Source organism: Streptomyces sp. NPDC031225, assembly GCF_055570355.1.
In genome coordinates this window covers 503,744-529,303 of sequence record NZ_JBVIHJ010000002.1, presented here as the reverse complement: position 1 = coordinate 529,303, position 25,560 = coordinate 503,744, and the positions used below count along the sequence as shown (strand labels likewise).

Here is a 25,560-nt window from a genome sequence, read left to right as displayed (position 1 = left end):
ATGCCAGCTTCGCCTGCCTCAGGCGATGTGGTCCTCCTGCAGTTCCGCCGTGTGACGGTTGGTGAACCGCTTGACCATGCGCTCGGCCTCACGCTGGGGAAGCGCCGTACCGAACGTCGCCTCCACATCACCCCTGAGCTGGCCGGGAGAGGGATAGCTGCCGTCTATCGACTTCTTGAACACCTGGTAGAAGTCCTCCTCGGTCGGCTCCGGGGGACCACCACCCTCACCCATCTCACGGGTACGGCCACCGGCCACCGGGATGCGGAAGCTGCCCGTCTCCTCCATCGAGGGACTCGGAACCGGGTTCGGGCCGGGCTGCCCGGGCGGCTCCTCGTACTGGATCTGCTGGAGCTCGTACTGCTCCGCCTCCAGCTGCTCCTCGTACCAGCTCTCGTACTGCTCCTGCGGGTCGTAGTTGGGGTTGTAGCCCCCCTGGTACTCGACCTGCCTGGGCGCCTCGAACCAAGGGCTCTGCTCCGGATCGAACGCCTCGGGCGCGTTGTCGGGTCCGGGGCGCTGCTCGTCGTAGGGCACGGCCCTCGGGGGCACGGGCGACGCCTCGACGGCACGGGGACCCGAGGTCCCGGCCGCGTCCACGGCGGTCCGGTGCACCGGAGGCAGCAGCGCCGGCTCGATACCGGCCGCCGCCAGACCCGCCGGGGCCGTCTCCGCCAGCGGGACCCCGTAACGCGCCAGACGGAGCGGCATCAGGCTCTCCACCGGAGCCTTGCGGCGCCAGGCACGGCCGAAACGGGAGTGCAGACGGGCCCGGTACACCAGACGCTCCTGCTCCAGCTTGATGACCTGCTCGTAGGAACGCAGCTCCCACAGCTTCATCCGACGCCACAACAGGAACGTGGGCACCGGAGAGAGCAGCCAGCGGGTGAGCCGTACGCCCTCCATGTGCTTGTCCGCCGTGATGTCCGCCATCCGGCCGATCGCGTGACGGGCCGCCTCCACCGCCACCACGAACAGCACCGGGATCACCGCGTGCATGCCCGTGCCCAGCGGATCCGGCCAGGCCGCCGCGCCGTTGAAGGCGATCGTCGCCGCCGTCAGCAGCCAGGCCGTCTGACGCAGCAGCGGGAACGGTATGCGGATCCACGTCAGCAGCAGGTCCAGGGCCAGCAGGACACAGATACCCGCGTCGATACCGATCGGGAAGACATAACTGAAGTTCCCGAAGCCCTTTTTGAGGGCGAGCTCACGGACGGCCGCATAGGACCCCGCGAAGCCGATGCCTGCGATGATCACGGCACCGAACACGACCACGCCGATGAGCATGCGGTGTGTTCGAGTCAGCTGCATGGGCGCGGACACCCGTACTCCCCTCGCCGTACGTGTTGTTGCGCGCAACAGAGTGGCACATATGTGCTGCGCACGGGTGGCCGGTACAGGCCGTCAGCTCTGCTTCAGCTCTTCTTCGCGGCCGACTTGGACGGAGACGCGGACTTCGACGCCGGTGCCGACTTCGACGGGGACGCGGAAGGGGACGCGGACTTCGACGCGGACTTGGAAGGCGACGTCGACGGCGCCGGACTCACCGCACCCTTGCCGTTCGCCGCCGACACCGAGGCCACCACCTCGCTCGCGGCCTTCTCCGCCAGCTTCGCGAGAGCATCCGCACCCGGCGCCTTCTCACCCGCCAGACCCGCGCCGTTGTAGTCGACCGTGACCACGACGTTCTCCACGCGCGTGACGACCGTCTGCTGCTTGAAGGAGCCTTCCTTCTTCTTCAGGTCGTACCGCACCAGCGTCGCCGCGTCACCCGCGCCCGACACCGCCTGCGACTTGGTGTTCTTCGCACCGGCCACCGACTGGGCATCCTGGATCTGCTGCTCGTAGTACTTCTGCGCCTGCGTCTCACCCGTACCGCGCGAAGTGTCCGACTCGAAGCGGAGCAACGACACGTTCAGCCAGCGGAACTGGGAACCCTTCACACCGTTGTTGTCGAGGCTGCTCCAGGAACAACTCCCGCGCGTCCCCGCCTCCGACGTGCCCTTCTTGCCCGACTTCGGAGCCTCCGGGACCAGCGACTTCAACGTCTTCGCCGACAACACCCCGCACGACTCGGGAAGTGACTTGTACGCCGCCGCCTGCACCGTGGGCGCGGCACTCACGGAAGCCGACGCCGAAGCGCCACCGTCCGCGACCTTGCCGTCGGCGGAGCTGCCGCTGCCGCTGTCGCTGCCGGAGTCGGAGGAGCAGCCGGCTGCGATCAGCATCACGGGGACTGCGGCCACGCCAACAAGGACGCGGTGAAAACGCTTCGCTCGCTGGGCACCCTGGTCACGCTCTGCTCGTCGCTGCATGGTTCCTTCACTCATGACGCTTGTGGTTCCTGCCGTCGGATCGGGTCCGAGGGGCCACCGTACGCGGTGAGGAACCTGTGAGGTCCAGCTTCGAATCCTTGGTGCGCACAGGTGAAAGGAGTGTGGAGAGCCCTCAACCGGACAGCGACCCGGCCAGCTGAGAAGCCAGTTTCCGGGCGTTGTCCTGCATTTCCTTGCTGTCCGGCGTGACGCCGACCGACGTCGGCTGCTCCTCGTACTCGATCGTCACGATCACGTTGGACGTGCGGAACGCCACAGTCACCTTGCGCTGCTGAGCCGTCGAACCGGACCCGCTCAACACGTCGTCCAGGAACGCCTCGTCGCCGAGATCGTCCAGCAGACGGGGCTGCAGATCGGACGGAGTCCCGGAGGACGAACCACTCGGCGAAGAGGAGGCCGACCCACCGGCCGTGGGCGACGAGGACGCCGTCGGACTCGCCGACGCACTGCTCGTGCCGCTCTCCTCCACATCCGAAACGGCACTCGACGTCGCCGTCACCGGCAGATCCGCCTTGTCCTCGATCTGCGCGAAGATCTGCTGCGCCTGACTGTCGTCGCTGACCGCGTTGTCGTACGACACCACACGCTCGAAGTCGACCGACAGGTACTCGGTGGCGTCCGCGGCCTCGACCTTCCAACGGCAGCCCACCTTGCGGTCCGTGTCGTAGGTCAGCGTCGCGTCGCCCTCGTAGGCCAGGGTGCGCTGGTTCGCGTCGGTGATCTCCTTGATACCGGGCAGCAGCACGTCCAGGCTGCTCTGACCGACCGCACCGCAGGGCTCCGGGAGCGTGCCGTACTTGCCGGGCTGGGCGACAGAGGTGGCGGTGCCCGCGTCGCCGGGGTTCGCGTCGTCCGTCGTGCCGTCGTTGCCCGAGCTGCCGGTGCAGCCGGCCAACAGCGCCGCGAGGAGGGCGGCGACGCCGGGTACGTAGGCCTTCCGCTGCACGGTGGGGCTCCTCTCGGAATGTCTCCGACTCGTGGGGATCACAGTGTCCCCGCAGGTTAATCACTTGCCGCACGGGGGCGTCCCCTGAGGACAATGTGTATCGCACGCACTGCCGTGAACGCCGGTCCGTCGTCCCATACGTCGATCTTGGCGCCGGTTTTGCGCTATGAGACTTCTGTTTGTTTCCGGGGGATAGAGGACGAAATGTCGTACGTGGAGATGTCGGGCGCCAAGGTCCCGATCAGAATGTGGACCGACCCGGCGAGCGTCGAGGACGGCGCCCTGCAGCAGCTGCGCAACGTCGCGACCCTGCCGTGGATCAAGGGCCTCGCCGTCATGCCGGACGTCCACTACGGCAAGGGCGCGACGGTCGGCTCCGTCATCGCGATGCAGGGTGCGGTGTGCCCTGCGGCGGTGGGTGTGGACATCGGCTGCGGGATGTCGGCGGTGAAGACGTCGCTCACGGCGAACGATCTGCCGGGGGACCTGTCCCGGCTCAGGTCGAAGATCGAGCAGGCGATCCCGGTGGGGCGGGGCATGCACGACAGCCCCGTCGAGCCGGGACGACTGCACGGGTTCGCGACCGGGGGGTGGGACGACTTCTGGGGGCGGTTCGACGGGGTGGCGGAGGCGGTCAAATTCCGTCATGATCGTGCAGAAAAGCAGATGGGAACGCTCGGATCCGGAAATCACTTCGCAGAAGTGTGCATTAGTGATGACGGATCGATCTGGCTCATGCTGCACTCCGGTTCCCGGAACATCGGCAAGGAACTGGCCGAACACCACATCGGCATCGCCCAGAAGCTGTCGCACAACCAGGGGCTGATCGACCGGGACCTCGCGGTCTTCATCGCGGACACCCCGCAGATGGCGGCCTACCAGAACGACCTCTACTGGGCCCAGGAGTACGCCAAGTACAACCGGTCGATCATGATGGCCCTCTTCAAGGACGTGCTCCGCAAGGAGTTCAAGAAGGCGAAGGTGGCCTTCGAGCCCGAGGTGAGCTGCCATCACAACTACGTGAGCCGCGAGCGGTACGAGGGCATGGACCTGCTCGTCACCCGCAAGGGAGCGATCAGCGCCCGCGCCGGGGAGTACGGCATCATCCCCGGCTCGATGGGTACCGGCTCGTACATCGTGAAGGGCCTCGGCAACGAGAAGGCCTTCAACTCGGCCTCCCACGGGGCGGGTCGGCGAATGAGCCGCAGCGCGGCCAAGCGGCGGTTCTCGACACGGGACCTGGAGGAGCAGACGCGGGGCGTGGAGTGCCGTAAGGACTCCGGCGTCGTGGACGAGATCCCGGGTGCCTACAAGTCGATCGACCAGGTCATCGACCAGCAGCGGGACCTGGTGGAGGTCGTGGCGAAGCTGAAGCAGGTCGTGTGTGTGAAGGGCTGAGCTGTGACGGGTGAGGCCCCCGGCGGAAACCGGGGGCCTCACTTGTCACTGCCGGGTCAGGCGGTCAGATGGCGGACGAAGAAGTGGACCGCGCTGTTTGCCTCGAAGCGGGGGAGTTCCTTGTGGGTGCCTGCGTTGGCGTGGAGGGTTTTCTCCTTTGAGGCGAACGCGTCGAACAGGGCCAGGGCGGATTCGCGGGGGATGTGCTCGTCGTGCCACTGCATGGCGAACTCGACCGGGACGGTGATCCGTCGCGCGTGTTCGGTGAGGGCGTCGGGCCAGTGCTGGCCGAAGACCGCTGCCCTGATGCGGGGTTCGGCCGCGACGAAGGGGACTCCGATGGCCGTGCCCATGTTGATGCCGTAGTAGCCGACCGGGGCGTCCGGGCCGATCTCCGGGAGTTTCTGGAGGGTGTCCAGGGTCGACTGCCATTCCGGTACGGCGAGTTCCGCCAGGTGCGCGTTGTAGCGGACGACGATCGGGCCCTCCGGTTCGCCTGCCTCGCGGGCCCGGTAGAGCTCAGCGATCTCCTTTTCGTCGTGTGCGCTGCGCGGACGGTCGCCGTGGCCGGGGGCGTCGATGACGGCGACGTGGAAGCCGGCGGTCACCAGGAGTTCGGCGCGGCCTGTCATGGCCGGGGACTTCTTGTGGTTGCCGCCGCCGTGGCCCATCAGGATCAGGGGAGCGCCCTCGGGGGCGGATGCGGGGGACCAGAGAACGCCGGGGACCTCACCTACGGTGAAGTCGCGTTCGCGGATGTCGTTGTTCATTGGTGTGGCCTTTCGGGAGTGCCTTTGTCGAGGCGCTCCCGGCGACACCTGATGTCAGTCGCCGGACCGTGAAGCCGGGGGGAGCACCCACAGGGATACAGCGTTCATGGGTCTCACCTCCTCGCGGTGTCGTCACGGTCTCGCTCGTAAGTTAGCAGTGAGGGCGTCGCAACGCCCTTTGTTTTCCGCTCACTTCGGGGCGTGCATGACCGCGTAGATCATGACGAAGGCGACGATGTGGATGCCGAAGAGGAAGTAGGCGAGCCACCACCACATGTGGCGTTCGTCGTGGGGGTCCTTCCTGTCCTTCTCGGGTCCGCTCACAGGTCTCGGTGGACCTTGGTGTTGGAGGCCTGGGCGCGGGGGCGCAGGACCAGGAGGTCGACGTTGACGTGGCTGGGGCGGGTGACCGCCCAGGTGATGGTGTCGGCCACGTCGTCGGCCGTGAGGGGTTCGGCCACCCCCTGGTAGACCTTCGCGGCCTTCTCCTGGTCGCCGCCGAAGCGGGTCAGGGCGAACTCGTCGGTCCTGACCATGCCGGGTGCGATCTCGATGACGCGGACCGGGCGGCCGACGATCTCCAGGCGGAGGGTCTCGGCGAGGACGTGGGTGCCGTGCTTGGCGGCGACATAGCCGCCGCCGCCCTCGTAGGTGCCGTGGCCCGCCGTGGAGGAGACGACGACGATCGTGCCGTCGCCGCTCGCGTCGAGCTTGGGGAGCAGGGCCTGGGTGAGGTTCAGGGTGCCGATGACGTTCGTCTCGTACATCGTGCGCCAGTCGGCCGGGTCACCGGTCGCGACCGGGTCGGCGCCGAGGGCTCCGCCGGCGTTGTTGACGAGGACGCCGATCGTCTTGAAGGCGGAGGCGAACTCGTCGACCGCGGCCCGGTCCGTCACGTCCAGCGGGTAGGCCGTCGCCTGGTGGCCCGCCGTGTTGATCTCCTCGGCGAGCGCCTCGATACGGTCCTTGCGGCGGGCGGTCAGGACGACGCGGTAGCCGGCCGCGGCGAGCTGCCGGGCGGTCGCCGCGCCGATTCCGCTGCTCGCACCGGTGACGACGGCGATGCGGGAGGCGGCGGACGGTGCGGCGGGGGCCATGGGCTGCTCCTCGGACGTTCGGGTGACGGGCTTCCCGTCAGGATAGGCATCTTCGTGGCCGCGCCCGGAGCCGGTCCGTGGCACGGGCCCGCCGGGCCTGTCAGTCGCCGCGCGGGGCGTACATGATCACGGCCATGCCCGCGAGGCAGATCAGCGCGCCCGCGATGTCCCAGCGGTCGGGGCGGTAGCCGTCCGCTGCCATGCCCCAGAGGATCGAGCCGGCCACGAAGATGCCGCCGTACGCGGCGAGGATGCGGCCGAAGTGGGCGTCGGGCTGGAAGGTGGCGACGAACCCGTAGGCGCCGAGGGCGAGGACTCCGCCCGCGGTCCACATCCAGCCGCGGTGCTCCCGTACGCCCTGCCAGACCAGCCAGGCGCCGCCGATCTCGAAGAGGGCGGCCACGACGAAGAGGGCGGCGGAGCGGGCTACGAACATGCCGGTCAGCTTCGCATGCCGGGTCGCCGGGGCCCGAGTCACCTGATGGAGGGCGCCTGTCGTGCGCCGTACGTGGGATACATCCATGCGACCACGGCGGTTCGGGCGGCTGGAGCGAGGAGTGGGTGGCATGCGGGTGTCTGCGGTGCGGGGTGCGGTGGCTGCGGTTGCGGTTGTCGCGGTGGTGGGTGGGGGTACGGCGGTCGCCGTCGGGGGGCCCGAGGCGGATCTGGCGTATCACGGGGCCGCGTCCATGTCCGGTGGGCGGGTGGACGTACGGTTCACGCCGCGCAACCACGGGCCCGCCGCCGTACCGGACGCGACGGTGCGGTTGAGGTGGTCCGAGCCGCTGGTGGACCGGCAGACGCTGCCGGACGGGTGTGCGCGGGCGGAGGAGCGGGTGGTGCTGTGCCGGGTGGGGGCGCTGGCCGCGGACGAGGTGGGGGAGCGGGTGCAGATGCGGGTGCGGTTGCTGGGGGTGCCGTCGGAGGTGCTGCTGGAGATCGACACGGTGTGGAACGGCGGCACGGTGGACCGGAACCGGGAGAACGACCGGCAGCGGGTGCTCGTCCTGGACAGCGGGGACGAGTACTACTTCTGAGGCGGGCCGCAGGGGCGCACGGCGGGCGGTGGCGGGGGTCGACCGTGCGCGTGCCGGCCGCACGGTGATCACAGGTGCTTTCGTCGCGGGGCGTCCGGCATGCGCCGGACGCCGTTGCGGAATAGGCGAGGACGGGTCTTCGTTCTCCGGGCATGCGGTTATAGTTTAACCGTCAACAACCTGGAGGGTGAGCGACCATGCAGTTCGGGATCTTCAGCGTCGGTGATGTCACGCCGGACCCGACGACGGGCCGTACGCCGACCGAGCGCGAGCGCATCAAGGCCATGGTCGCCATCGCGCTGAAGGCCGAGGAGGTCGGGCTCGACGTCTTCGCGACCGGTGAGCACCACAACCCGCCCTTCGTGCCGTCGTCGCCGACGACCATGCTCGGGTACATCGCGGCGCGGACCGAGAAGCTGGTCCTCTCCACCTCCACCACGCTGATCACCACCAACGACCCGGTGAAGATCGCCGAGGACTTCGCGATGCTCCAGCACCTGGCCGACGGCCGGGTGGACCTCATGATGGGCCGCGGCAACACCGGGCCGGTGTATCCGTGGTTCGGGCAGGACATCCGCCAGGGCATCAACCTGGCGATCGAGAACTACGCGCTGCTGCGGAGGCTGTGGCGCGAGGACGTCGTCGACTGGGAGGGGAAGTTCCGGACCCCGCTCCAGGGCTTCACGTCCACGCCCCGGCCGCTGGACGGGGTCGCACCCTTCGTCTGGCACGGCTCGATCCGCTCGCCCGAGATAGCCGAGCAGGCCGCCTACTACGGCGACGGGTTCTTCCACAACAACATCTTCTGGCCGGCCGACCACACCAAGCAGATGGTCGAGCTGTACCGCGCCCGGTACGCCCACTACGGGCACGGAACGGCCGAGCAGGCGATCGTCGGGCTCGGCGGTCAGGTGTTCATGCGGAAGAACTCCCAGGACGCGGTGCGCGAGTTCCGCCCCTACTTCGACGTCGCCCCCGTGTACGGGCACGGGCCCTCCCTGGAGGACTTCACCGACCAGACCCCGCTGACCGTGGGCTCCCCCGAGCAGGTCATCGAGAAGACGCTGAAGTTCCGCGAGTACGCCGGGGACTACCAGCGCCAGCTGTTCCTCGTGGACCACGCCGGACTGCCCCTGAAGACCGTCCTGGAGCAGCTCGACATGCTCGGCGAGGAGGTCGTGCCCGTGCTGCGCAAGGAGTTCGCGGTGGGCCGGCCGGCCGGGGTGCCGGACGCTCCCACCCACGCTTCCCTGCTCACCGCCGCCCGCAAGGAGGCCGCCGTATGAAGCTCGTCGTCGTCTCCGCGGGGCTGAGCGTGCCCTCGTCCACACGGCTGCTGGGGGACCGGCTGGCCGCGGCCGTGGGACGGGCGGCCGAGGGTGCGGTGGAGGTGCACGTCGTTGAGCTGCGGGAACTCGCCGTCGACATCGCGCACAACTTCACCAACGGGTTCGCGGGCCGTGCGCTGGCCGCCGCTCAGGAGGCGGTGACCGGGGCCGATGGGCTGATCGTCGTCACGCCCGTGTTCTCGGCGTCGTACAGCGGGCTGTTCAAGTCGTTCTTCGATGTGCTGGAGCCGGACGCGCTGGCCGGGAAGCCGGTGCTGATCGCGGCGACCGGCGGGACGGCCCGGCACTCCCTCGTGCTGGACCACGCGCTGCGGCCGCTCTTCGCCCATCTGAAGGCCGTCGTCGTGCCGACCGGCGTGTACGCGGCCTCGGAGGACTGGGGCGCCGAGGGGCTGGACGGGCGGATCGAGCGGGCCGCCGGGGAACTGGCGCGGCTGATGACCGGGCTGTCGGCGGGGCGGCCGCCGGCCGCGCGCACTCCGGGCGCGGGCGGCGGGTTCGCCGAGGTGGTGCCGTTCGAGGAGCGGCTGGCGGCGCTGCGGGTCTGAGCCCGACGGCCCGGTACTGAGGGGAAACACCCCCCGGTACTGGGCCGTCACGGTGAGAGGCCAGTAAGAAGGGTGGCTGCGGGACTGCTCACCTCGGCCAACCGCCACAGGCCTTGGCAGACTGGGTCCGTGCCCCCAAATGTGCTGCTCGCCGAAGACGACCGCGCCATCCGCCATGCCCTGGAACGCGCCCTGACCCTGGAGGGCTACCAGGTCACCGCGGTCGCCGACGGCGTCGAGGCACTGGCGCAGGCCCACAAGACGCCCCCGGACGTGCTCGTCCTCGACGTGATGATGCCCGGCATCGACGGACTCCAGGTCTGCCGGGTGCTGCGTGCCGAGGGCGACCGGACGCCGATCCTGATGTTGACGGCGCTCGTGGAGACCCACGACCGGATCGCCGGTCTGGACGCGGGCGCCGACGACTACGTGGTCAAGCCGTTCGACGTCGAGGAGGTCTTCGCCCGGCTGCGCGCCCTGCTGCGGCGCACCAGCCCGGAGGGCATGGCCCCGGCGGGCGTCGCGCCGAGGACAGCCGTGCCCGATCTGCCCCAGGGACGGATCGAGGCGGCAGGCCTGCGCATGGACATCCAGGCCAGGCGCGCCTGGCGCGGGACGCGCGAGCTGGAGCTCACCCGTACCGAGTTCGAGCTGCTGGAGCTGCTCGTGCGCAACGCGGGCATCGTGCTGGACCACTCGACCATCTACGACCGGATCTGGGGCTACGACTTCGGGCCCGGCTCCAAGAACCTCGCCGTGTACGTCGGCTACCTGCGCCGCAAGCTCGACGACCCCGGCATGCCGCAGCTGATCCACACGGTGCGTGGCGTGGGTTACGTGCTCCGGGAGGACTGAGTGGGGCGGCTGGCCCGGCTGTGGGCCCGGCCCCGGCCCCGGCTGCTGTCCCTGCGGACCACGTTCGCCGTGTCCTTCGCCGTGGTGACGGCCGCGGTGACCGTCCTGGTCGGTGTGCTGTCCTACAACGCCGCCGCCCGGCTGGTGCGGGTGGACCAGGAGTCCGTGTTCGACCAGGTCGTGCAGGATCTGCGGGACGAGGTGAGCCAGCACCGGATGACGCCGGAGGACTTCTCGTCCTCGGCGCCGGGCCACGACCTCGTACGGCCCGCCCGGACGGACGTGCAGGTGCTGGGGCCCTCCGGGGCCGTCGCCGACCCGGGGCGTCCCGCGCTGCCGGTGATCTCCGGTGACCGGCGGATCGCGGTCGCCGAAACGGCGGGGCGGATGGTGCTGCACAAAGAGGTCTCGGTCGGCAGCGACGTCTACCGGATCGCCACCGTCTCGCTCGGCGGTGGGCGGGGTGCCGTGCAGGTCGCCCAGGAGTTCAGTGACACCGAGGACCTGCTGCGGGCGCTGCAGCAGCGGACGTTTCTGCTCATGGTCGCGGTGGTGGTGGGGGCCGGGCTGTTCGGATGGTGGCTGGCCCGGCGGATCACCCGGCGGCTGGTGATCCTCACGTCCGCCGCGGAGGATGTCGCGCGGACCCGGAGGCTCGGCATCGAGGTGCCGGTCACCGGCTACGACGAGGTGGGGCGGCTCGGGCGGGCCTTCGACCGGATGCTGGGGCGGCTCGCGCAGTCCGAGGAGGACCAGCGGCGGCTCGTGCAGGACGCGGGACACGAGCTGCGGACGCCGTTGACGTCGTTGCGCACCAACATCTCGCTGCTGCGCCGCATCGACGAGCTGCCGCCCGCCACCCGTGACGAACTGGTCGCCGACCTCACGCAGGAGGCCCGGGAGCTGACCGATCTGGTCAACGAGCTGGTCGACCTCGCGGCGGGGCAGGCGGACAACGAGCCGCCCCAGCGGGTGGACCTCGCCGACGTCGCCGAGGAGGTGGCCGGACTCGCCCGGCGGCGCACGGGCCGGGAGGTCGTCGTGCACGCGGGCGATTTCACGACCACCGACGGGCGGCCGGGCATGCTGCAGCGGGCGATCTCGAACCTCGTGGAGAACGCGGCCAAGTTCGACAGGGACGGCACCGAGCCGATCGAGATCTCCGTCTCCGGGATCACCGCGGCCGGGCCGGTGCGGGTGGAGGTGCTGGACCGGGGGCCGGGGATCACCGATGCCGACCTGGTGCGGGTCTTCGACCGGTTCTACCGGGCGGCGGACGCCCGGTCGTTGCCGGGGTCGGGGCTCGGGCTGTCGATCGTGCGGGAGGTGGCGCTGTCCCACGGAGGAGCGCCGTTCGCGTTCCCCCGCGACGGGGGCGGCACGGTCATCGGGTTCACGGTCGGCGGGGACGCCCCCGGCCGTTGAACCCCGGGCCGGACATCCGGCGTGGCCCGGCCACCGGCCACCGGCCGCCTGCGGCCCTGCCGTCCGCCGACCTGGCCCCCGTCGTCTCACCGCCCGGCCGTCCGCCGTCCACCGTCCACGGCCCTTGCACCCGCCGTCGCCGGTACGGCATCCGCGGGTACGGCAACCCCATGCCCCTGGAGTGCGAAATGGCCACGGGCCCAGGGTGCTGCCGTACCGCAGCGGATCTCGACGGCGGAGGCGGGCCGGTCAGTTCGCCGTTCTGCCGAAGCAGCGCTCCAGTTCGTTCAGGTCGTAGAACTTGCTGCCCTTCGAGACAGGCCTGCAGGCCCGCTTGAAGGCCGTCTCCTTCTCGTTGTAGAGCATGCGGACCAGGTAGACGTTGCCCCTGCGGTACAGGTCCCACTGGATGTTCGCGCCGAGCGGGGCCACGGCGGCACCGCGCCAGGCGTTGGTGGCGTACGTGTACGGCTTCGCGGCCGTGACGCCCCGGGTGCTGCCCGGCAGGCCCATCAGCGCGGCCAGCGGGATGATCTCCTCGGCGTGTGTGAAGCGGAGTTCGGCGCCCAGGTCGCCGGTGCCGGATCGCTTGGCCTCCACCTGCTTGAACAGGTCGTCGAGCAGGACGCCCGCCATCTTGTACGTGATGTCGCTGTCGGCGAAGCCGGGGCCCTTCTCGTAGAAGTCCTCGGCGTCGCCGAGGTAGCCGAACCAGTCGGCGTCCCGCTTCGAGAGGAACTTCTCCAGGCCCCAGCCCCGGCCGCCGGGGCTCTCCTCGCGCATGGCGGGAGCGATCGCGTACAGGTTGTAGACGGCCTGGGCCGCGGCCACCTGGTCGTCGGCGGAGAGCGTGTCGACGAAGGACGTACGCAGGAGCTTCCTCAGTACGCTGCGGGCCGCGCTGTGGGTCCTCGGCTGGTCGGTGATGCTGTGGAGGGTGTCCGCGAGGCGCTGGTCGTTCGCGATGTAGTCCCGGTACGCCTTGCCGCCGGCCGCCTTGTGGAAGTACAGCAGGTCGACGTCCGTGCGGGTGGCGCTGATGAGCGGCTTGAGCTGCGGGTCCTTCTCCGCGAGGGTCCCGGCGTAGATGTTCGCGCTGTCCACGGCTCGGCCCTGGCCCGAGCTGACGACGTCGATCCTCTCGCCCTTCTTCGCGATCGTGGCGAAGAGAGCGGGCAGCCGCTGTGCCAGGCGGGTGGCCGTGTCCCGGAGTTCCTGCTTGCCGCGGCCGCTGAGGTCGCCGTAGCCGACACCGCTCATGGCGCTCTGGAGCGCCTGTACCTTCGGGCCGAACTCCCGGCCCTTCGCGGTGAGTCCGTTCGCCGCCCGCGCCTTCTCCAGCAGGGCGAGCACCAGGTCGCCGTCCTCGCTGTCGGTCGCGGCGCGGGAGCCGTGCCGGGAGACGTTCTCCGTGAACACGGGGACGAAACCGGCGGGCGCCTTCTGGTAGGTACGGGGGTTCTGCCGGGGCTCGTAGGGAGCCTTCGTCCCGTAGCTGTCGCTGTCGCTCCGGTGCTCGGACACGGCCTGCGCGGGGAACGCGGCGACCGCGAGGAGGGCGGCGAGCCCTGCGGTGGCCAGGGCGGGGGTGACACGTCTCATGCGCGCATCGTTCGCGGGCGACGTGAACGCCGGATGACCGCGGGGCGGCACCGGGGTGTTCATCCCCTACGGGCGTGCGGTGGCTGTGGGAGCCGGGTCCGGGGCGGGCTGCCGGTGCAGGGGTCTCGTCTCCAGTGCCGTGCGTGCCGCCGTCAGGGCCGGGTGGGTCTGTTCCGCGACCCGGTGGAAGGTCTCCTGCGCGGTGCGGGCCGGCCAGGCAGGAGGCAGATGGCGGGCGGGGAGGCGCGGGTCCGTGCGGATGGTCCACAGCCACTCGCTGACCAGGCGCAGCCGGGTGCCGATCGGGTCGGTGTCGGGGCCGTTGCCCAGGTGGGCGCTCCAGCGCTGGTCGAAGGTGACGTAGCGGGCGGCGATGGACTCCAGGTCCCAGGTGTCGCGGATCATCTGCGCGATGTCGGTCACCTCGGCGGCCTGCGCGTGGAAGATCTTCACGTGGGCGGTGAGGCCCAGTTCGGCCACGACCGCGGAGACGTCCACATGTCCCGGGGCGATCCACAGTCCGCTGTACAGCGCGCCGAATCCCGACCAGGCCAGCCGTGAGCGCAGGTCGTGGCGCTGGCGCTTCCAGGAGTCGGGCAGGGAGAAGCCGAGCAGGGTCCAGGAACCGTCCCAGTCGTCGTTGACGGCGCCCTGCTGCCAGATGCGGGTACGGCCGTCGATGAGGACGCGGGTGGCCTGCGGGGTCAGGCCGAAGAACATCTTGCGGCCCTCGCGCTGACGTTGCAGCAGACCCCGGTTGACCATCCGGGTCAGCGTGGAACGCACGGCCTGTTCGCCGACGCCGACGCGGCCCAGTACGTCGATGATGCTGCCCGAGTAGACACCCAGCTCGCCCTCTTCGAGGACGTGGTTGCCGAAGAAGGCGAGCATGAGCGACTGCGGGCGCGGCTGCGGCCCGTCCACGGTGTCCAGGATGTCGTCGTCCACGGGGGCAAGGGTACGACCGCCCGCCGGTCGTGCGGCGGGCGGTCGTCCGAGGTCATCGGCGGTCGGCGGGGTGGGCAAGGTCGTACGGGCGCAGGTAGGGGGTGGGGCGGTACGTGACGTAGCGGGTGGGGGTGGTGGGATCGGCCTCGGTGGCGCGGGCGTTGAGGGACGCCGGGTCGGTGCCCTGCCAGTGGCCGGTGTTCACGCGGTCCTCCAGGGTGTGGAGGGCGGCGAGTTGTTCGGCGGTGCTGAAGGTGCAGTGACCGGCGTTGTCGACGTAGGCCTGGCGGAGCAGGGAGGCGGAGCCGGCGGCGGTGACCGCCCGCTTCAGGGCGCTCTCCGTCTGGACGGGGACCAGGGGGTCGCCGATGGTGTGGATGGAGAGCTGGGGCTTGACCAGCTTGCCGGTGAAGCTGCTGGTGCTGCTCATCCAGGCGACTGCGGCCGGGTCGGCGCTGATGCGTGGGGCCTTGTTCAGCGCGGCGAGGTCCTTGCCGAGGGAGAGGCCGGCCTTCTTGTACAGCTCGGTGACCTCCTTGCGGACCGAGGACTTCCCGAGCAGCCGTGCGTAGTCGATGCCGGTGTTCCAGGACATGTTGCCGCCCGCGCGGACCTCGGCCTCCTGACGCCGGTTGAAGGCGGCGATCTTCAGCAGGCCCTTGACGGCGTCGTACTGGTTGGCCTGCTGTGCGTCCCAGTCGGTGGCGGCGGGGCGGGTCTGGGTCGGGGCGTTCCAGACCGGGATGTTGTGCAGGGCGGCGGCGAGGGCGATACGGGCCCGGCCCTCGGCCGACGACTGGGCGGAGTCGACCGTGGCGGTCAGGGTGTTCGCCGCGTCGGTGGCTGCCTGCTGGGTCGGGAGGTTCACCAGCGGGACGTCGGAGCCGAGGAGCGTCTTGAGGGCGAACACCGGGTCGAGGGTGTTGTTCCAGTTGGCGACGCCGCCGTGGACCAGGCCGCACATGGACAGCGAGCCGTCGATCGCGTCCGGGTGGCGTTCGGCTATCGCCGTGGTGACCAGGCCGCCGTACGACCGTCCCCAGGCGAGGGTGCGGGAGGCCTGGCCGAAGCGGGTGGTGAAGGCCCTCAGGGTGGCCATCTGGTCGGGCACCGCGTCGGTGACCGCCCAGCCGGTGGACGCGTACGAGGAGCCGATGAGGGCGTAACCCTGCTGGAGGAGAAGGGGCTTGGTGGCCGCGTCCGGAGCGTCCTGGGCGGGGTTGGCGGGGCCCGCGTTGTAGCCGTGGCTGAACAGCAGGACGGTGCCGTTCCAGTTGGCGGGGACGTCCATCATGTACGTGGCGCCGGAGGGGAGTTGGCCGTCCACGTGGGTGGTGTCGGCGTCGGCCGCCGCGGCGGCGGGTGCGGCGGTGAGGGTGAGCAGGAAGGCCGCCGTGCAGGCGATGCGGGTGCCGTGCCTCATGCGCTGATCTCCTCGGTGTGGGGGGTGGTGGGGAGTGGGGAGGCGGGGTCCTCGCCGAGCGAGGTACGGCTGGTCTCGCGGACGAACCACACCGTCAGCGCGGTGATCAGCGAGCCGCCGCACAGCAGGAGGGCGACGGGCGTGCCGTTGCCGCTGCTCGCGACGAGGCTGCCGGCGATCATCGGGGAGAACCCGGCGCCGACGAGGGTGGCGCCCTGGTAGCCGAGGGAGGCGCCGGTGTAGCGGACCTTGGTGCCGAACATCTCGCTGAACAGGGCGCCGAGCGGGCCGTACATCATCGACTGGGCGATGCCGTGGCCGATGACGACGGCAAGGATCAGGGCTCCGGGGGACTTGGAGTCGATCAGCGCGAGGACGGGGAACGCGGTGGCGGCGGACAGGATCGCGCCGGTGAGGACGACCGGGCGGCGGCCGATCCGGTCGGAGAGCGCGGAGGCGCAGGGCAGCACCACCAGGGCGACGGCGGCGGAGACGGTGAGCGCGGTGAGCACCTGCGGGCGGGGATAGCCGATGCCGGTGGCGTACGAGATCAGGTAACTGGTCAGCAGGGACTGCGCGGTGAAGGCGCCGATACCGACGCAGCAGGCGAGCACCACGGGCTTCGGGCGGCGCAGGACGTCGAGGACGGGGAGCCTCGACTCGGCGCGGTCCTTCTTCACCTCGGCGAACAGCGGGCTCTCGACCACCTGGAGGCGGACGAACAGGCCGACGCCGAGCAGCAGCACGCTCAGCAGGAACGGCACGCGCCAGCCCCATGCGGCGAACTGGTCCTTGGGGAGGGTGGAGACCAGGGCGACGACGGTGGCGGAGATCAGGGAGCCGAGCGGGGCGCCCATCTGCGTGAAGCTGGACCAGAGGCCGCGGCGTTTCTCACCTGCGTGCTCGACGACCATGAGCGTGGCACCACCCCACTCACCGCCGATGGCGATGCCCTGCACCACCCGCAGGGTGATCAGCAGGACCGGCGCCCAGACGCCGATGGTGTCGTAGGTGGGCAGCAGGCCGATGAGGAAGCTGGCGCCGCCCATCAGGCCCATGGTGAGCAGCAGCATGTTCTTGCGGCCGAGGCGGTCGCCGAAGTGTCCGAAGACGATGCCGCCGATGGGGCGGGCCACGTAACCGGCGGCGAAGGTGCCGAAGGCGGCGATCGTGCCGACGGCGGGGTCGGCGCCGGGGAAGAACAGTTCGCCGAAGACGAGCGCGGCGACGGTGCCGTAGACGAGGAAGTCGTAGAACTCCACGGCGGTGCCGAGCAGGCCGGAGAGGGCTACTCGGCGTAGTTGGCGGGTGCGTTCTGATGCGGTGGGGGACGAGGGCATCGCGCTCTCCCTTGAGCGGGGGAAGGACACCGTGAAATTAGGCTCTCTGGTGACTGCCGTCAAGAAAGTGCACAACATTGACAGGATTGACAGGGCTGTGGCAGGGGTCACCGGAACTCGGTGATCCCGTCGGGCAGTTGTGAACGTGACCACAGATATGCGAACCCGGATACGGGCCGGGGATCCGGACGCCTTCGCGGAGCTCTACGACGCGTGCGCCCGCTCGGTGTACAACCACGCCTTCCGGCTGACCGCCGACTGGTCCGTGGCCGAGGACGTCATGTCGGCGACGTTCATGGAGGCCTGGCGGCGACGGACGTCGATCGAGGCCGACGGGGGTTCGCTGCGGCCCTGGCTCCTCGGCATCGCCACGAACGTCTCCCGCTTCCACGGCCGCGGCAACCGGCGTTATCGGGCGGCGGCGGCGAGCGCCGCGGCCGAGGCGGGCGTCGCGGAGGTCGCCGACCACGCGGAGGAGGTATCCGGGCGGGTGGACGACCGGCGCCGGATCGCCGCCACGCTGACCGCGCTCGGCTCGCTGAAACGCCCCGAACGCGAGGTGCTCGTGCTGTGCCTGTGGGAGGGCCTGGAGTACGCCGACGCCGCCCGCGCCCTCGGCATCCCCGTCGGAACCGTTCGCTCATGGTCGACCCGGTGTGGCCAACGATCCCGGGGCGGCGCTTCGGCCACGAGGGAGCGCGCTCCCCGACCGGTGGTGCAGCCCGCTCCACCGTCCCGGTCGGGCCGGGCTCTACCTTTCCGGGGTGATCTCTTCGATCAGTCCCTCGGCTTCTCCGGGGCGATCTCCGCGAGCAGCCTCTCGACGAGCGTCCTGATCTCGTCCCGGATCGGCCGGACGGCCTCGACGCCCTGGCCCGCCGGGTCGTCGAGCCGCCAGTCCAGGTAGCGCTTGCCGGGGAAGACGGGGCAGGTGTCGCCGCAGCCCATGGTGATGCAGACGTCCGACTCCCGCACCGCGTCCACGGTGAGCGTCTTCGGGACCTCGCCGGAGATGTCGATGCCGACCTCGCGCATGGCCCGGACGGCGGCAGGGTTGAGCCGGTCGCCCGGGGCGGAGCCGGCGGAGCGGACCTCGACACGGTCTCCGGCCAGGTGGGCCAGCCACCCGGCGGCCATCTGGGAACGGCCCGCGTTGTGGACGCAGACGAACAGTACGGAGGGCTTGTCGGACACCAGAGACCTCTCTCGTCCCGCGCTTGTCCCGCGCTTGTCCCGTGACAGGGATGACGTATCAGCGCCTGATGGTGTCAGTCGCCGCTGATGTGAAAGTATCAGCCCATGCTGACGTCAGTCGACACTGATCTGTTGCGGGTTCTGGCCGACCCGCTCCGCCTCCGGATCGTCACCCTCCTCGCCGAGGAGACGCTGTGCACCACGCACCTGATCGAGGAGACGGGGGCCAGGCAGACCAACCTCTCCAACCATCTGAAGGTGCTGCGCGAGGCCGGGATCGTGGAGACGGAGCCGTGCGGCCGGTTCACGTACTACCGCCTCAGGCCCGACGGCATCGCCTCGCTCGCGGACGGGTTCGCCGCCCTCGCGCGGACCGCGCGCGCCACCGCCGAGGACAACGTCAAGCGGTCCTGCCCCTGATCGCCGCCCCTGCGGCGACCCGCACCGAGGAGTCCTGTTGGCCGCCACCGAGGCGAACGAAGCCGCCGAGCAAGCCCGAGGCGGGGTGCCCACCACCCCCGCCCCTCCTGGTGTCGAGCCGCAGCCCGCGCCGGGTGCCACCCCGCCCCAGGCGGCCCCGCTGATCGCCAGGGCCGCGGCCGAACTGGTCGGCACCGCCGCCCTGGTGGCCGTCGTGGTCGGCTCCGGCATCCAGGCCACCGGCCTGACGAAGGACATCGGCCTGCAACTGCTCGCCAACTCCACCGCGACCGTCTTCGGCCTCGGCGTCCTCATCCTGCTGCTCGGTCCGGTCTCCGGTGCGCACTTCAACCCGGCCGTCACCCTGGCCGAGTGGTGGACCGCCGGTCGCGGGGGAGCGGGTGTCACGGCACGCGAGGTGCTGCTCTACGTCCCCGCGCAGACCGTCGGTGCGATCGCGGGCGCGATCCTGGCGGACGCGATGTTCGGTGAACCGTTGGTGAAGTGGTCGACCCACGACCGCTCCGCCGGACACCTGCTCCTCGGTGAGGTCGTCGCCACGGCCGGGCTGATCCTGCTGATCTTCGGCCTGGCCCGCACCGACCGTCTGCGGTTCGCCCCCGTCGCGGTCGCCTCGTACATCGGCGCCGCTTACTGGTTCACGTCGTCCACGTCCTTCGCCAACCCGGCGGTGACGGTCGGCCGCGCCTTCACCGACACGTTCGCGGGCATCGCGCCCGGCTCGGTCGCGGCGTTCGTCGGCATGCAACTGGTCGGTACGGTGGCCGGGTTGGCGCTGGTGGGCCTCATCTTCCCGTCGGTCCGGAAGCCCGCGGGCTGAGACCGACACAGGCACCGGCCCGGTCCCGGCACCGGCCTGCACCGGCACCTGCCCGGTGTCTCGTCTCTCAGGCGGTGGCCGGCGCCGTGGTCAGCAGTTGCCCCATGCCCGCGAGGACGGACGGCTCGACCCGGTAGTACACCCAGGTCCCGCGCCGCTGCGAGGTCAGCAGACCGGCGTCCTTCAGTTTCTTCAGGTGATGCGAGACGGTCGGCTGGGAGACGCCGACGTCGGAGATGTCGCACACGCACGCCTCGCCGCCCTCGTGCGAGGCGACCGCCGAGAACAGCCGCAGCCGTACCGGATCGCCCAGCGCCTTGAACATTCGCGCGGCCGTCTCGGCCTCCTCCGCGGTGAACGGGCGCTCGGTGAGTGGCGGGCAGCACGGCGCCACGGCCTCGCCGGGGGCGGGTTCCAACAGGGGCAGCAGCTGGGTGTTCGACATGCATCTATGTTGACATGCATCGAATCAGCAGGGAAGGGAGGCTCAGGTCATTGATTCGATGAATGCCTATATTGACGCTTGCCGAATCAGATGTCATCCTGGCCCACGCAGGATATCGACGGACGTCGAAACAAAGGGGAACCCAGTGAGCGCGCCCACCACCGACCAACTGCCCGTCGTGGTCATCGGAGCAGGCCCGATCGGCCTCGCCGCGGCCGCCCACCTCATCGAGCGCGACCTGGAACCGCTGGTCCTCGAAGCCGGACCGTCGGCCGCGACCGCCGTACGCGCCTGGGCGCACGTCCGGCTGTTCTCCCCCTGGTCCGAGCTCACCGACCCCGCCGCCGAGAAGCTCCTGACCCCCACCGGCTGGGCACGCCCCGACGGGGCCGCCTACCCGACCGGGGGCGACTGGGCCGAGCGGTACCTCCAGCCGCTGGCCGACGTCCTCGGCGACCGGGTCCGCTACGGCTCCACGGTGACCGGCGTCGCCCGCGCGGGCCGCGACCGGATCGTCGACGCCGGCCGCGACGAGCAGCCCTTCACCGTGCACATCGCCACCGCGGACGGCCGCGAGGAACGGGTCATCGCCCGCGCCGTCGTCGACGCCTCCGGCACCTGGTCCACCCCCGGCCCGGCGGGCGCGAACGGCCTGCCCGCCCTCGGCGAGAGGGCCGCCGCCGAGCACATCGCCTACCGCGTCCCGGATCTCAAGGACCCGTCCGTACGCGCCCGTTACACGGGTAGGCGCACCGCGGTCGTGGGCTCCGGCGCGTCCGCCTTCACGGCCCTCGCATCTCTCGCCGACCTGGCCGCCTTCTCCGAGGCGGAAGCCGAAGGCACTCACGCGGTGTGGGTCCTGCGCCGCGGGATCACCGGCTCGACGTACGGCGGTGGCGAGGCCGACCAGCTCCCCGCCCGGGGCGCCCTGGGCCTGCGTGCCAAGGCTGCCGTCGAGGCGGGCCACGCGAGCGCGGTCACCGGATTCCGTACACAGGCTGTGGAACGTGACGCGGACGGCGACGGGCTCGTGCTCGTCGCGGAGGACGGCCGCCGCCTGGACCCGGTCGACGAGATCATCGTCCTGACCGGCTTCCGCCCCGACCTGTCCTTCCTGGCCGAGCTCCGCCTCGGCCTGGACGAGCGCCTCCAGGCCGCGACCGCCCTCGCCCCGCTGATCGACCCGAACGCGCACTCCTGCGGCACGGTTTACCCGCACGGGGTGAACGAGCTCTCCCACCCGGAGAAGGACGTCTACCTGGTCGGCATGAAGTCCTACGGCCGCGCGCCCACGTTCCTCGCGATGACCGGTTACGAGCAGGTCCGCTCCATCGCCGCCGCGCTCGCCGGCGACCAGGAGGCCGCGCAGCGCGTGGAGTTGACCCTCCCGGAGACCGGAGTCTGCGGCGGCGCAGGCCTGTTCGACACCCCCGACACCGTCCAGGACGACAGCGGGAACGGCGGCTGCTGCGCCGCCCCGGTCCCCCTCCGGATCGGCATCGGCGCCCCGCCCGCCCGACCCGCACCGGGCACATGACGAAGGCGGGGTCCTGAGACCCCGCCTGCTACTCGTGTTGTCCCAGCTCCGGCCTCGTCGTCTCCGCCTCCGGCTACCCCGTCCTCGCCCTCACCGGCGGCATTCTCGCTCTCGCCGTCCTCCCCGCGATCGCCACCAGCGCGAGCGGCCGGTGACCCGGCCTGCCCCGTCGGGGGAACCCGGCCGCCCTCACCGTCGACGGCACCGGGCACCGGGCACCGTCGTCCACGTCTTCGCCAGAACCTCATCCGCCCGATGCCGAACTCGACGGCGACCGCCAAACCGTCCTCGGCGGCCTCCAGCCAATGGAGGCGGTGCGGTGGATCAGCTGCGGTGCCACGGTGCGGTCACTTCCAGTCGCTGGTCGATGGCGCCGTCGCTGTCGGCTCCGTTTCTTGGGCGGCCGCTTGCCTGTGCTCGATGAGGGCCGTGGTACCGGCTACCACCGCAGAAAGAGCCACGGCGGTGGACAGCATGGCCGAGGTACGGCTGACGTCGCGCCGCAGGCCCGCGGCCAGGAAAGCGGCGGCATCGACCGAGTCCATGACGATGTTCACCGCAAGGAACTGCTGCTGCTGGGGCCAGGTGAAACCGTCCATCCGTTGCAGTCCAAGCCCGAGAGCAGCATTGCGGATCGCGAACATCCGCGCATAAGGAATCGCGGGGGTACCGCTGGCCGTGAGCTGGAAAAACCGCGCGGCCAGCCGCGGGGTGAACAAGTGGGTGGCCGCGACGATGAAGCGCCCGGTCGTCAGCGCTCTGCGGGAAGGAACCAGGTGGAGGGGGAATGTGGACATGGAGAATCCTTTCGATCCGGAACGGGCCGGTCAGTTGGTCAGGAGGTGGCGGGTCGGGAATTCGACCTGGTCCGCAACGACGGCGTCGAACGCCGGCAGGCCGCTCATCCTGGGACACTCCAGCGCGAGTCGGGGCGGGCGAGGCCCGAAGCGGCGTCGAGGCTGTCGATGGCAGCCCGGGCCTAGGACACCGCGGCGGCGGCCTGCCGGGCTTGTTCGGGCGTGTGGGACGGCATGACCTGTAGGCGCAGTCCGGCGGAGCCGCTTGGCACCACGGGGTACTCGACGACCATGGCCGCCACTTCCGCGCGGGCGCAGATTACGGTGTGTGAGGCGTGCTACGCGGTCGTCGCCGATGACGGCGGGAACGATCGGACCCGGGCTGCCCAGGCAGGCCAGTCCGTGGTCGGCCAGAGCTTCACGAAGTGCCGACGCGGCGTCGAGTGTCTGCCGGCGCAGCCGTGCTCCTTCCGGGGACATAGCGACCCGCAATGCGGCGTCGGCTGCCGCGGCCTGGGCCGTCGACAGGATGCGCTGCATGCTGTCGACGGAGAAGACGGCGTCGGGGTCGACCGTGTCGCTGAACACTCCGAGGAGCGGTTCAGAGCTCGGCGACGACGCGTCGCAGTGTGCCCGGCGCGATGCGCAGCATGGCGGGCATGACTTTCGTCTGACCGGGGAATGCCATGTTCCGCCCCCGCCGAAGAGCTTTCATCGTGACCGCCGCCACCTGTGCGGGAGTCAGTTTCTTCCCCGTGGCTTCGGCGTTCATGGGCGTGTCCGTGGACGGTGGGAGGACCTCGAGGACATGGGTGCCCTTCGGGGCGAGTTGACGGCGCAGGCCGTCCGCGAAGCCGTGCAGGCCGGCCTTCACCGCGCCGTGGGTGGGCGCGCGAGTGGGCGAGACCAAGGCGAACCCCGAGGTGATGAAGACGATCGCGTCGGGCTCTGGCCATCGCGCGAGCGCTTCACCCGTCAAGTGGATGGGGGCGGTGAGGTTCAACGCCACCTCGGCGTCGAGAGTCGCGTTGGGGTTCTTACCGGCTGCATAGTCTCGTTCCTCGAACGTACCGGCGTTGTTGACCAGCACGTCCAAACGCCCGAAGCGATCAGCGACTGCTTGCAACAGCGCCGCCCGGTCGGCTGCGTTCGTCACGTCAGCCCGCACGGCCAGCGCCTGCGGGTGTGCCTGCGCGAATCGGTCAAGCGCAGCCTGCGAACGTCCGCACACGACGACGGACGCCCCGAGCTCCACGAAGGATTGCGCGAGGCTCAAGCCGATACCTGAGGTTCCGCCCGTGATGAGCACGGTCTGCGACATGGTGCCGCCTCTCTGTATACCGTACTGATTGGTACGAAAGACGGTAGCACACCCGTACCGATCGGTATCGAAGGGGTAGGATGAAGAAATGAGCTCGACGACACCGGTCCGGCCCGGCAGGCCTCGCGCGTTCGATATCGACGAGGCACTCGATCGCGCGGTCCTGGTGTTCTGGTCAAAGGGTTTCGAGGGCGCCAGCCTTGACGACCTCACCGAAGCGATGGGTATCAGCCGCCCCAGCCTGTACAGGGCGTTCGGCAGCAAAGAAGACCTCTTCCACAAGGCGCTGGAGCGCTACACCGAGGGCTTGACCGCCTACTTCGCCCGAGCTCTGGCAGGGACCACAAGTGCAGCAGTGGCTACTGCCGTGCTCCACGGGACGGTCGAGGCGGCAACCACGCCGGGACTCCCCACGGGCTGTCTTGGCGTGCTGGGTGCGTTGGCTACCGGGGATGAGAGCCGTCCGGTCCGAGACGCACTCATCGCATGGCGTGAGGATGGGATTGCCCATTTGACGCGCCGGTTCCAACAGGCGGTGGACGCCGGTGACCTTCCGCCTTCCACGGATCCTCATCTTCTTGCGCTCTACCTGAGAACAGTCGCCAATGGGATCGCCGTCCAGGCCGCGAGTGGTAGTTCCCGCCCTGAGCTGCTGCAAGTCGCGAACCTCGCGTTGGGTAGCTGGCCAAAGCCGTAGTCAGCCAGTCAGCCAGTCAGCCCGGGATCTGCGCACGTACTTCGACTTTCTGTGGTTCGCGCGAGGCCGGCGTGACTGGCGCGACGCGTCCATGGACGACCGGGCGGCGTACGAGTGGTGGCGTCGTCGCGGCGAGCGTGGACCTCGTCTGTAGGACGCGAGCTGGGACCGGGAGGTGTCCACGGTCAACGGGCTCACGGAACCGCCGCGACGGGTGGAGGCGCTGCGGTGCGTCACCTGGAGCGGTACCTGATGTCGACGCGCCAGACGTGCGGGGAGAAGTCGGCCCGCCGGAACCTGTACGTGGGGCCATCCGCCGGCCGGCCCTCGGAAACGACGCCCTGCGCAGCGGCGGCACCGTTTCTTCGACTGCCTACCGCAGCACGCCCGCGCCGTCCTGAATCCGGCACCGCCCCCTGAGGCGTCTGGCGTGCGAAGGGACGCTGGGCGTGGCGCGCAGCCAACTACCGATGATCAACTGTTCATCAAGCCGTGCGTGCCGGCCGTGTCCCGGCTCCCGCCCTTGCCGCGTCGGTGCCCCAGCCGGCCTGCAGTCGTAGTGCCTCCGCCGACGGGGAACCGGGTTCGGCGTAGTACGTCGCCTCCGTGTAAGCGGATACGCCGGGGCCGGTGGCGTATCGCCTTGCTGGGGCACCGGTTACGGCCGCTCGGCGCACGAGGTGTTGTTCGACGTGATCGAAGCCGACCGCAACCAGGGCACCTGGCTGCGGTCGGTCCGGTTCGTCGCGGCCACGGAGGGGCGCCCGGAGGGTCAGGCGCACTCGGCGTTCACGTAAGGCTCCACGCGGCCGACGCTCTCCTTGAGGACGAGGTCGAGCAGTCCGGGGAACCGCTGGTCCAGATCTTCCTTGCGCAGCGTGTTGAAACGGCGGGTGCCGACATCGTGCTGCCGGATGAGACCGGCCTCGCGCAGGACGCGGAAGTGGCGGGTGAGTACGGACGCGGTGACGTCCTGCGTGAAGCCGCTGCAGGCCAGGCCAGGGGAGACAGAGAGGGTGACGACGATGGTGAGCCGGGTCTCGTCGGTCAGCGCGCTCATGATCTTGAAGAGGTCGAGGTCGTCCGTGTCGGGGTGGACGAGGGGGGATGAGGTGCGGCTGGCCATGAGGAAAGGGTACCCCTGCCCTATGTTCGCGTCGACGCGTACATGGGTTACAGTGAAGGCACGGATTGACCCTTCATCCGTCATCCACCGGGTTGCCCATCACCGGTA

Annotated in this window: 26 protein-coding genes and 2 pseudogenes; 11 read left to right on the top strand and 17 right to left on the bottom strand. The window is 70.2% G+C overall.

The genetic code is table 11. From position 1 onward, the window contains the following. Positions 1-18 precede the first annotated feature (18 nt). From ACZ48Z_RS05330 to ACZ48Z_RS05320, 3 genes are all read right to left on the bottom strand, one after another. Positions 19-1,311 (bottom strand): DUF2637 domain-containing protein, encoded by a 1,293-nt coding sequence (locus ACZ48Z_RS05330; RefSeq protein ID WP_468734417.1) that lies wholly within the window; start codon positions 1,309-1,311, stop codon positions 19-21. Positions 1,312-1,415: 104 nt separating this feature from the next. Further along, positions 1,416-2,330 (bottom strand): DUF3558 domain-containing protein, encoded by a 915-nt coding sequence (locus ACZ48Z_RS05325; protein ID WP_468734416.1) that lies wholly within the window; start codon positions 2,328-2,330, stop codon positions 1,416-1,418. Between the two features lie 118 nt (positions 2,331-2,448). After that, entirely contained in the window at positions 2,449-3,282 is an 834-nt protein-coding gene (locus ACZ48Z_RS05320) for a DUF3558 domain-containing protein (RefSeq protein ID WP_468734415.1), read from the bottom strand. Positions 3,283-3,486: 204 nt separating this feature from the next. Here ACZ48Z_RS05320 and ACZ48Z_RS05315 point away from each other — a divergent pair, with 204 nt between their 5' ends. Continuing rightward, positions 3,487-4,680: an RtcB family protein gene (locus ACZ48Z_RS05315; protein WP_468734414.1), complete on the top strand. Its 1,194-nt coding sequence runs from the start codon at positions 3,487-3,489 to the stop codon at positions 4,678-4,680. 56 nt (positions 4,681-4,736) lie between these two features. Here the strand turns inward: ACZ48Z_RS05315 and ACZ48Z_RS05310 are convergent, their stop codons facing one another. The 4 genes from ACZ48Z_RS05310 to ACZ48Z_RS05295 all read right to left on the bottom strand — a co-directional run bounded on the left by ACZ48Z_RS05310 (position 4,737) and on the right by ACZ48Z_RS05295 (position 6,983). Next, on the bottom strand, positions 4,737-5,450 hold the full coding sequence (locus ACZ48Z_RS05310) for an alpha/beta hydrolase family protein (protein ID WP_468734413.1): 714 nt from the start codon (positions 5,448-5,450) through the stop codon (positions 4,737-4,739). 189 nt (positions 5,451-5,639) lie between these two features. After that, positions 5,640-5,774, bottom strand: coding sequence for a hypothetical protein (locus tag ACZ48Z_RS05305; protein ID WP_468734412.1), 135 nt, complete (start codon positions 5,772-5,774; stop codon positions 5,640-5,642). Continuing rightward, a complete protein-coding gene (locus tag ACZ48Z_RS05300; RefSeq protein WP_468734411.1) occupies positions 5,771-6,547 on the bottom strand; it encodes an SDR family NAD(P)-dependent oxidoreductase in 777 nt (258 codons plus the stop codon). The genes ACZ48Z_RS05305 and ACZ48Z_RS05300 overlap by 4 nt, the downstream gene beginning before the upstream one ends. Positions 6,548-6,647: 100 nt before the next feature. Next, positions 6,648-6,983 carry a YnfA family protein gene (locus ACZ48Z_RS05295; protein ID WP_468734410.1) on the bottom strand — a complete coding sequence of 112 codons (336 nt, stop codon included), beginning with the start codon at positions 6,981-6,983 and terminating at the stop codon, positions 6,648-6,650. Positions 6,984-7,113: 130 nt separating this feature from the next. On the opposite strand from ACZ48Z_RS05295, the gene ACZ48Z_RS05290 reads away from it, so the two are divergent. From ACZ48Z_RS05290 to ACZ48Z_RS05270, 5 genes are all read left to right on the top strand, one after another. Then, positions 7,114-7,584, top strand: coding sequence for a hypothetical protein (locus ACZ48Z_RS05290; protein WP_468734409.1), 471 nt, complete (start codon positions 7,114-7,116; stop codon positions 7,582-7,584). A 197-nt stretch (positions 7,585-7,781) separates the two neighbouring features. Beyond that, complete coding sequence (locus tag ACZ48Z_RS05285; protein WP_468734408.1) at positions 7,782-8,870, top strand: LLM class flavin-dependent oxidoreductase; 1,089 nt, start codon at positions 7,782-7,784, stop codon at positions 8,868-8,870. Further along, on the top strand, positions 8,867-9,481 hold the full coding sequence (locus ACZ48Z_RS05280) for an FMN reductase (RefSeq protein ID WP_468734407.1): 615 nt from the start codon (positions 8,867-8,869) through the stop codon (positions 9,479-9,481). The genes ACZ48Z_RS05285 and ACZ48Z_RS05280 overlap by 4 nt, the downstream gene beginning before the upstream one ends. 129 nt (positions 9,482-9,610) lie before the next feature. Further along, positions 9,611-10,336 carry a response regulator transcription factor gene (locus tag ACZ48Z_RS05275; protein WP_468734406.1) on the top strand — a complete coding sequence of 242 codons (726 nt, stop codon included), beginning with the start codon at positions 9,611-9,613 and terminating at the stop codon, positions 10,334-10,336. Then, positions 10,337-11,761, top strand: a complete 1,425-nt coding sequence (locus tag ACZ48Z_RS05270) for a sensor histidine kinase (protein WP_468734405.1) — start codon at positions 10,337-10,339, stop codon at positions 11,759-11,761. Between the two features lie 249 nt (positions 11,762-12,010). Here ACZ48Z_RS05270 and ACZ48Z_RS05265 read toward each other — a convergent pair whose 3' ends face one another. The 4 genes from ACZ48Z_RS05265 to ACZ48Z_RS05250 form a co-directional block, all read right to left on the bottom strand. Continuing rightward, on the bottom strand, positions 12,011-13,363 hold the full coding sequence (locus ACZ48Z_RS05265; protein ID WP_468734404.1) for a histidine-type phosphatase: 1,353 nt from the start codon (positions 13,361-13,363) through the stop codon (positions 12,011-12,013). 66 nt (positions 13,364-13,429) lie between these two features. After that, a complete protein-coding gene (locus ACZ48Z_RS05260; protein WP_468734403.1) occupies positions 13,430-14,311 on the bottom strand; it encodes a PaaX family transcriptional regulator in 882 nt (293 codons plus the stop codon). A gap of 52 nt (positions 14,312-14,363) precedes the next feature. Next, positions 14,364-15,734, bottom strand: a complete 1,371-nt coding sequence (locus ACZ48Z_RS05255; protein WP_468734402.1) for an alpha/beta hydrolase family protein — start codon at positions 15,732-15,734, stop codon at positions 14,364-14,366. Next, complete coding sequence (locus ACZ48Z_RS05250; protein WP_468734401.1) at positions 15,731-17,074, bottom strand: MFS transporter; 1,344 nt, start codon at positions 17,072-17,074, stop codon at positions 15,731-15,733. Before ACZ48Z_RS05250 ends, ACZ48Z_RS05255 begins: the two co-directional genes overlap by 4 nt. Before the next feature lie 157 nt (positions 17,075-17,231). Here ACZ48Z_RS05250 and ACZ48Z_RS05245 point away from each other — a divergent pair. Next, a pseudogene (locus ACZ48Z_RS05245) lies at positions 17,232-17,783 on the top strand (RNA polymerase sigma factor); the annotation flags it as partial. Positions 17,784-17,851: 68 nt separating this feature from the next. Here ACZ48Z_RS05245 and ACZ48Z_RS05240 read toward each other — a convergent pair. Next, complete coding sequence (locus tag ACZ48Z_RS05240) at positions 17,852-18,268, bottom strand: arsenate reductase ArsC (RefSeq protein WP_468734400.1); 417 nt, start codon at positions 18,266-18,268, stop codon at positions 17,852-17,854. A gap of 105 nt (positions 18,269-18,373) precedes the next feature. On the opposite strand from ACZ48Z_RS05240, the gene ACZ48Z_RS05235 reads away from it, so the two are divergent. After that, positions 18,374-18,688 carry an ArsR/SmtB family transcription factor gene (locus ACZ48Z_RS05235; RefSeq protein ID WP_468734399.1) on the top strand — a complete coding sequence of 105 codons (315 nt, stop codon included), beginning with the start codon at positions 18,374-18,376 and terminating at the stop codon, positions 18,686-18,688. An 85-nt stretch (positions 18,689-18,773) separates the two neighbouring features. Beyond that, positions 18,774-19,529: an aquaporin gene (locus ACZ48Z_RS05230; protein WP_468734472.1), complete on the top strand. Its 756-nt coding sequence runs from the start codon at positions 18,774-18,776 to the stop codon at positions 19,527-19,529. Positions 19,530-19,596: 67 nt separating this feature from the next. On the opposite strand, the gene ACZ48Z_RS05225 is transcribed toward ACZ48Z_RS05230, so the two are convergent. Next, complete coding sequence (locus tag ACZ48Z_RS05225; protein WP_468734398.1) at positions 19,597-19,974, bottom strand: ArsR/SmtB family transcription factor; 378 nt, start codon at positions 19,972-19,974, stop codon at positions 19,597-19,599. A gap of 145 nt (positions 19,975-20,119) precedes the next feature. Between ACZ48Z_RS05225 and ACZ48Z_RS05220 the strand changes: the two genes are divergently transcribed. Then, entirely contained in the window at positions 20,120-21,511 is a 1,392-nt protein-coding gene (locus tag ACZ48Z_RS05220) for an NAD(P)-binding domain-containing protein (RefSeq protein ID WP_468734397.1), read from the top strand. Positions 21,512-21,858: 347 nt separating this feature from the next. On the opposite strand, the gene ACZ48Z_RS05215 is transcribed toward ACZ48Z_RS05220, so the two are convergent. Both ACZ48Z_RS05215 and ACZ48Z_RS05210 read right to left on the bottom strand, forming a co-directional pair. Beyond that, a complete protein-coding gene (locus ACZ48Z_RS05215; RefSeq protein WP_468734396.1) occupies positions 21,859-22,308 on the bottom strand; it encodes a hypothetical protein in 450 nt (149 codons plus the stop codon). Positions 22,309-22,909: 601 nt separating this feature from the next. After that, positions 22,910-23,629: an SDR family NAD(P)-dependent oxidoreductase gene (locus tag ACZ48Z_RS05210; protein ID WP_468734395.1), complete on the bottom strand. Its 720-nt coding sequence runs from the start codon at positions 23,627-23,629 to the stop codon at positions 22,910-22,912. Positions 23,630-23,717: 88 nt separating this feature from the next. Between ACZ48Z_RS05210 and ACZ48Z_RS05205 the strand changes: the two genes are divergently transcribed. Further along, complete coding sequence (locus ACZ48Z_RS05205) at positions 23,718-24,326, top strand: TetR/AcrR family transcriptional regulator (RefSeq protein ID WP_468734394.1); 609 nt, start codon at positions 23,718-23,720, stop codon at positions 24,324-24,326. A gap of 485 nt (positions 24,327-24,811) precedes the next feature. Here the strand turns inward: ACZ48Z_RS05205 and ACZ48Z_RS05200 are convergent. Then, positions 24,812-24,925, bottom strand: a pseudogene (locus ACZ48Z_RS05200) (transcriptional regulator); the annotation flags it as partial. 173 nt (positions 24,926-25,098) lie between these two features. Beyond that, positions 25,099-25,452 carry an ArsR/SmtB family transcription factor gene (locus ACZ48Z_RS05195; protein ID WP_060895109.1) on the bottom strand — a complete coding sequence of 118 codons (354 nt, stop codon included), beginning with the start codon at positions 25,450-25,452 and terminating at the stop codon, positions 25,099-25,101. Positions 25,453-25,560 lie beyond the last annotated feature (108 nt).

Coding starts and splice junctions, on each gene's coding strand:
- ACZ48Z_RS05210 (WP_468734395.1), bottom strand. CDS start 23,629: ATGTCGCAGACCGTGCTCATCACGGGCGGAACCTCAGGTATCGGCTTG.
- ACZ48Z_RS05265 (WP_468734404.1), bottom strand. CDS start 13,363: ATGAGACGTGTCACCCCCGCCCTGGCCACCGCAGGGCTCGCCGCCCTC.
- ACZ48Z_RS05195 (WP_060895109.1), bottom strand. CDS start 25,452: ATGGCCAGCCGCACCTCATCCCCCCTCGTCCACCCCGACACGGACGAC.
- ACZ48Z_RS05310 (WP_468734413.1), bottom strand. CDS start 5,450: ATGAACAACGACATCCGCGAACGCGACTTCACCGTAGGTGAGGTCCCC.
- ACZ48Z_RS05330 (WP_468734417.1), bottom strand. CDS start 1,311: ATGCAGCTGACTCGAACACACCGCATGCTCATCGGCGTGGTCGTGTTC.
- ACZ48Z_RS05285 (WP_468734408.1), top strand. CDS start 7,782: ATGCAGTTCGGGATCTTCAGCGTCGGTGATGTCACGCCGGACCCGACG.
- ACZ48Z_RS05295 (WP_468734410.1), bottom strand. CDS start 6,983: ATGTTCGTAGCCCGCTCCGCCGCCCTCTTCGTCGTGGCCGCCCTCTTC.
- ACZ48Z_RS05300 (WP_468734411.1), bottom strand. CDS start 6,547: ATGGCCCCCGCCGCACCGTCCGCCGCCTCCCGCATCGCCGTCGTCACC.
- ACZ48Z_RS05205 (WP_468734394.1), top strand. CDS start 23,718: ATGAGCTCGACGACACCGGTCCGGCCCGGCAGGCCTCGCGCGTTCGAT.
- ACZ48Z_RS05290 (WP_468734409.1), top strand. CDS start 7,114: ATGCGGGTGTCTGCGGTGCGGGGTGCGGTGGCTGCGGTTGCGGTTGTC.
- ACZ48Z_RS05215 (WP_468734396.1), bottom strand. CDS start 22,308: ATGTCCACATTCCCCCTCCACCTGGTTCCTTCCCGCAGAGCGCTGACG.
- ACZ48Z_RS05225 (WP_468734398.1), bottom strand. CDS start 19,974: ATGTCGAACACCCAGCTGCTGCCCCTGTTGGAACCCGCCCCCGGCGAG.
- ACZ48Z_RS05235 (WP_468734399.1), top strand. CDS start 18,374: ATGCTGACGTCAGTCGACACTGATCTGTTGCGGGTTCTGGCCGACCCG.
- ACZ48Z_RS05280 (WP_468734407.1), top strand. CDS start 8,867: ATGAAGCTCGTCGTCGTCTCCGCGGGGCTGAGCGTGCCCTCGTCCACA.
- ACZ48Z_RS05255 (WP_468734402.1), bottom strand. CDS start 15,734: ATGAGGCACGGCACCCGCATCGCCTGCACGGCGGCCTTCCTGCTCACC.
- ACZ48Z_RS05250 (WP_468734401.1), bottom strand. CDS start 17,074: ATGCCCTCGTCCCCCACCGCATCAGAACGCACCCGCCAACTACGCCGA.
- ACZ48Z_RS05325 (WP_468734416.1), bottom strand. CDS start 2,330: ATGAGTGAAGGAACCATGCAGCGACGAGCAGAGCGTGACCAGGGTGCC.
- ACZ48Z_RS05315 (WP_468734414.1), top strand. CDS start 3,487: ATGTCGTACGTGGAGATGTCGGGCGCCAAGGTCCCGATCAGAATGTGG.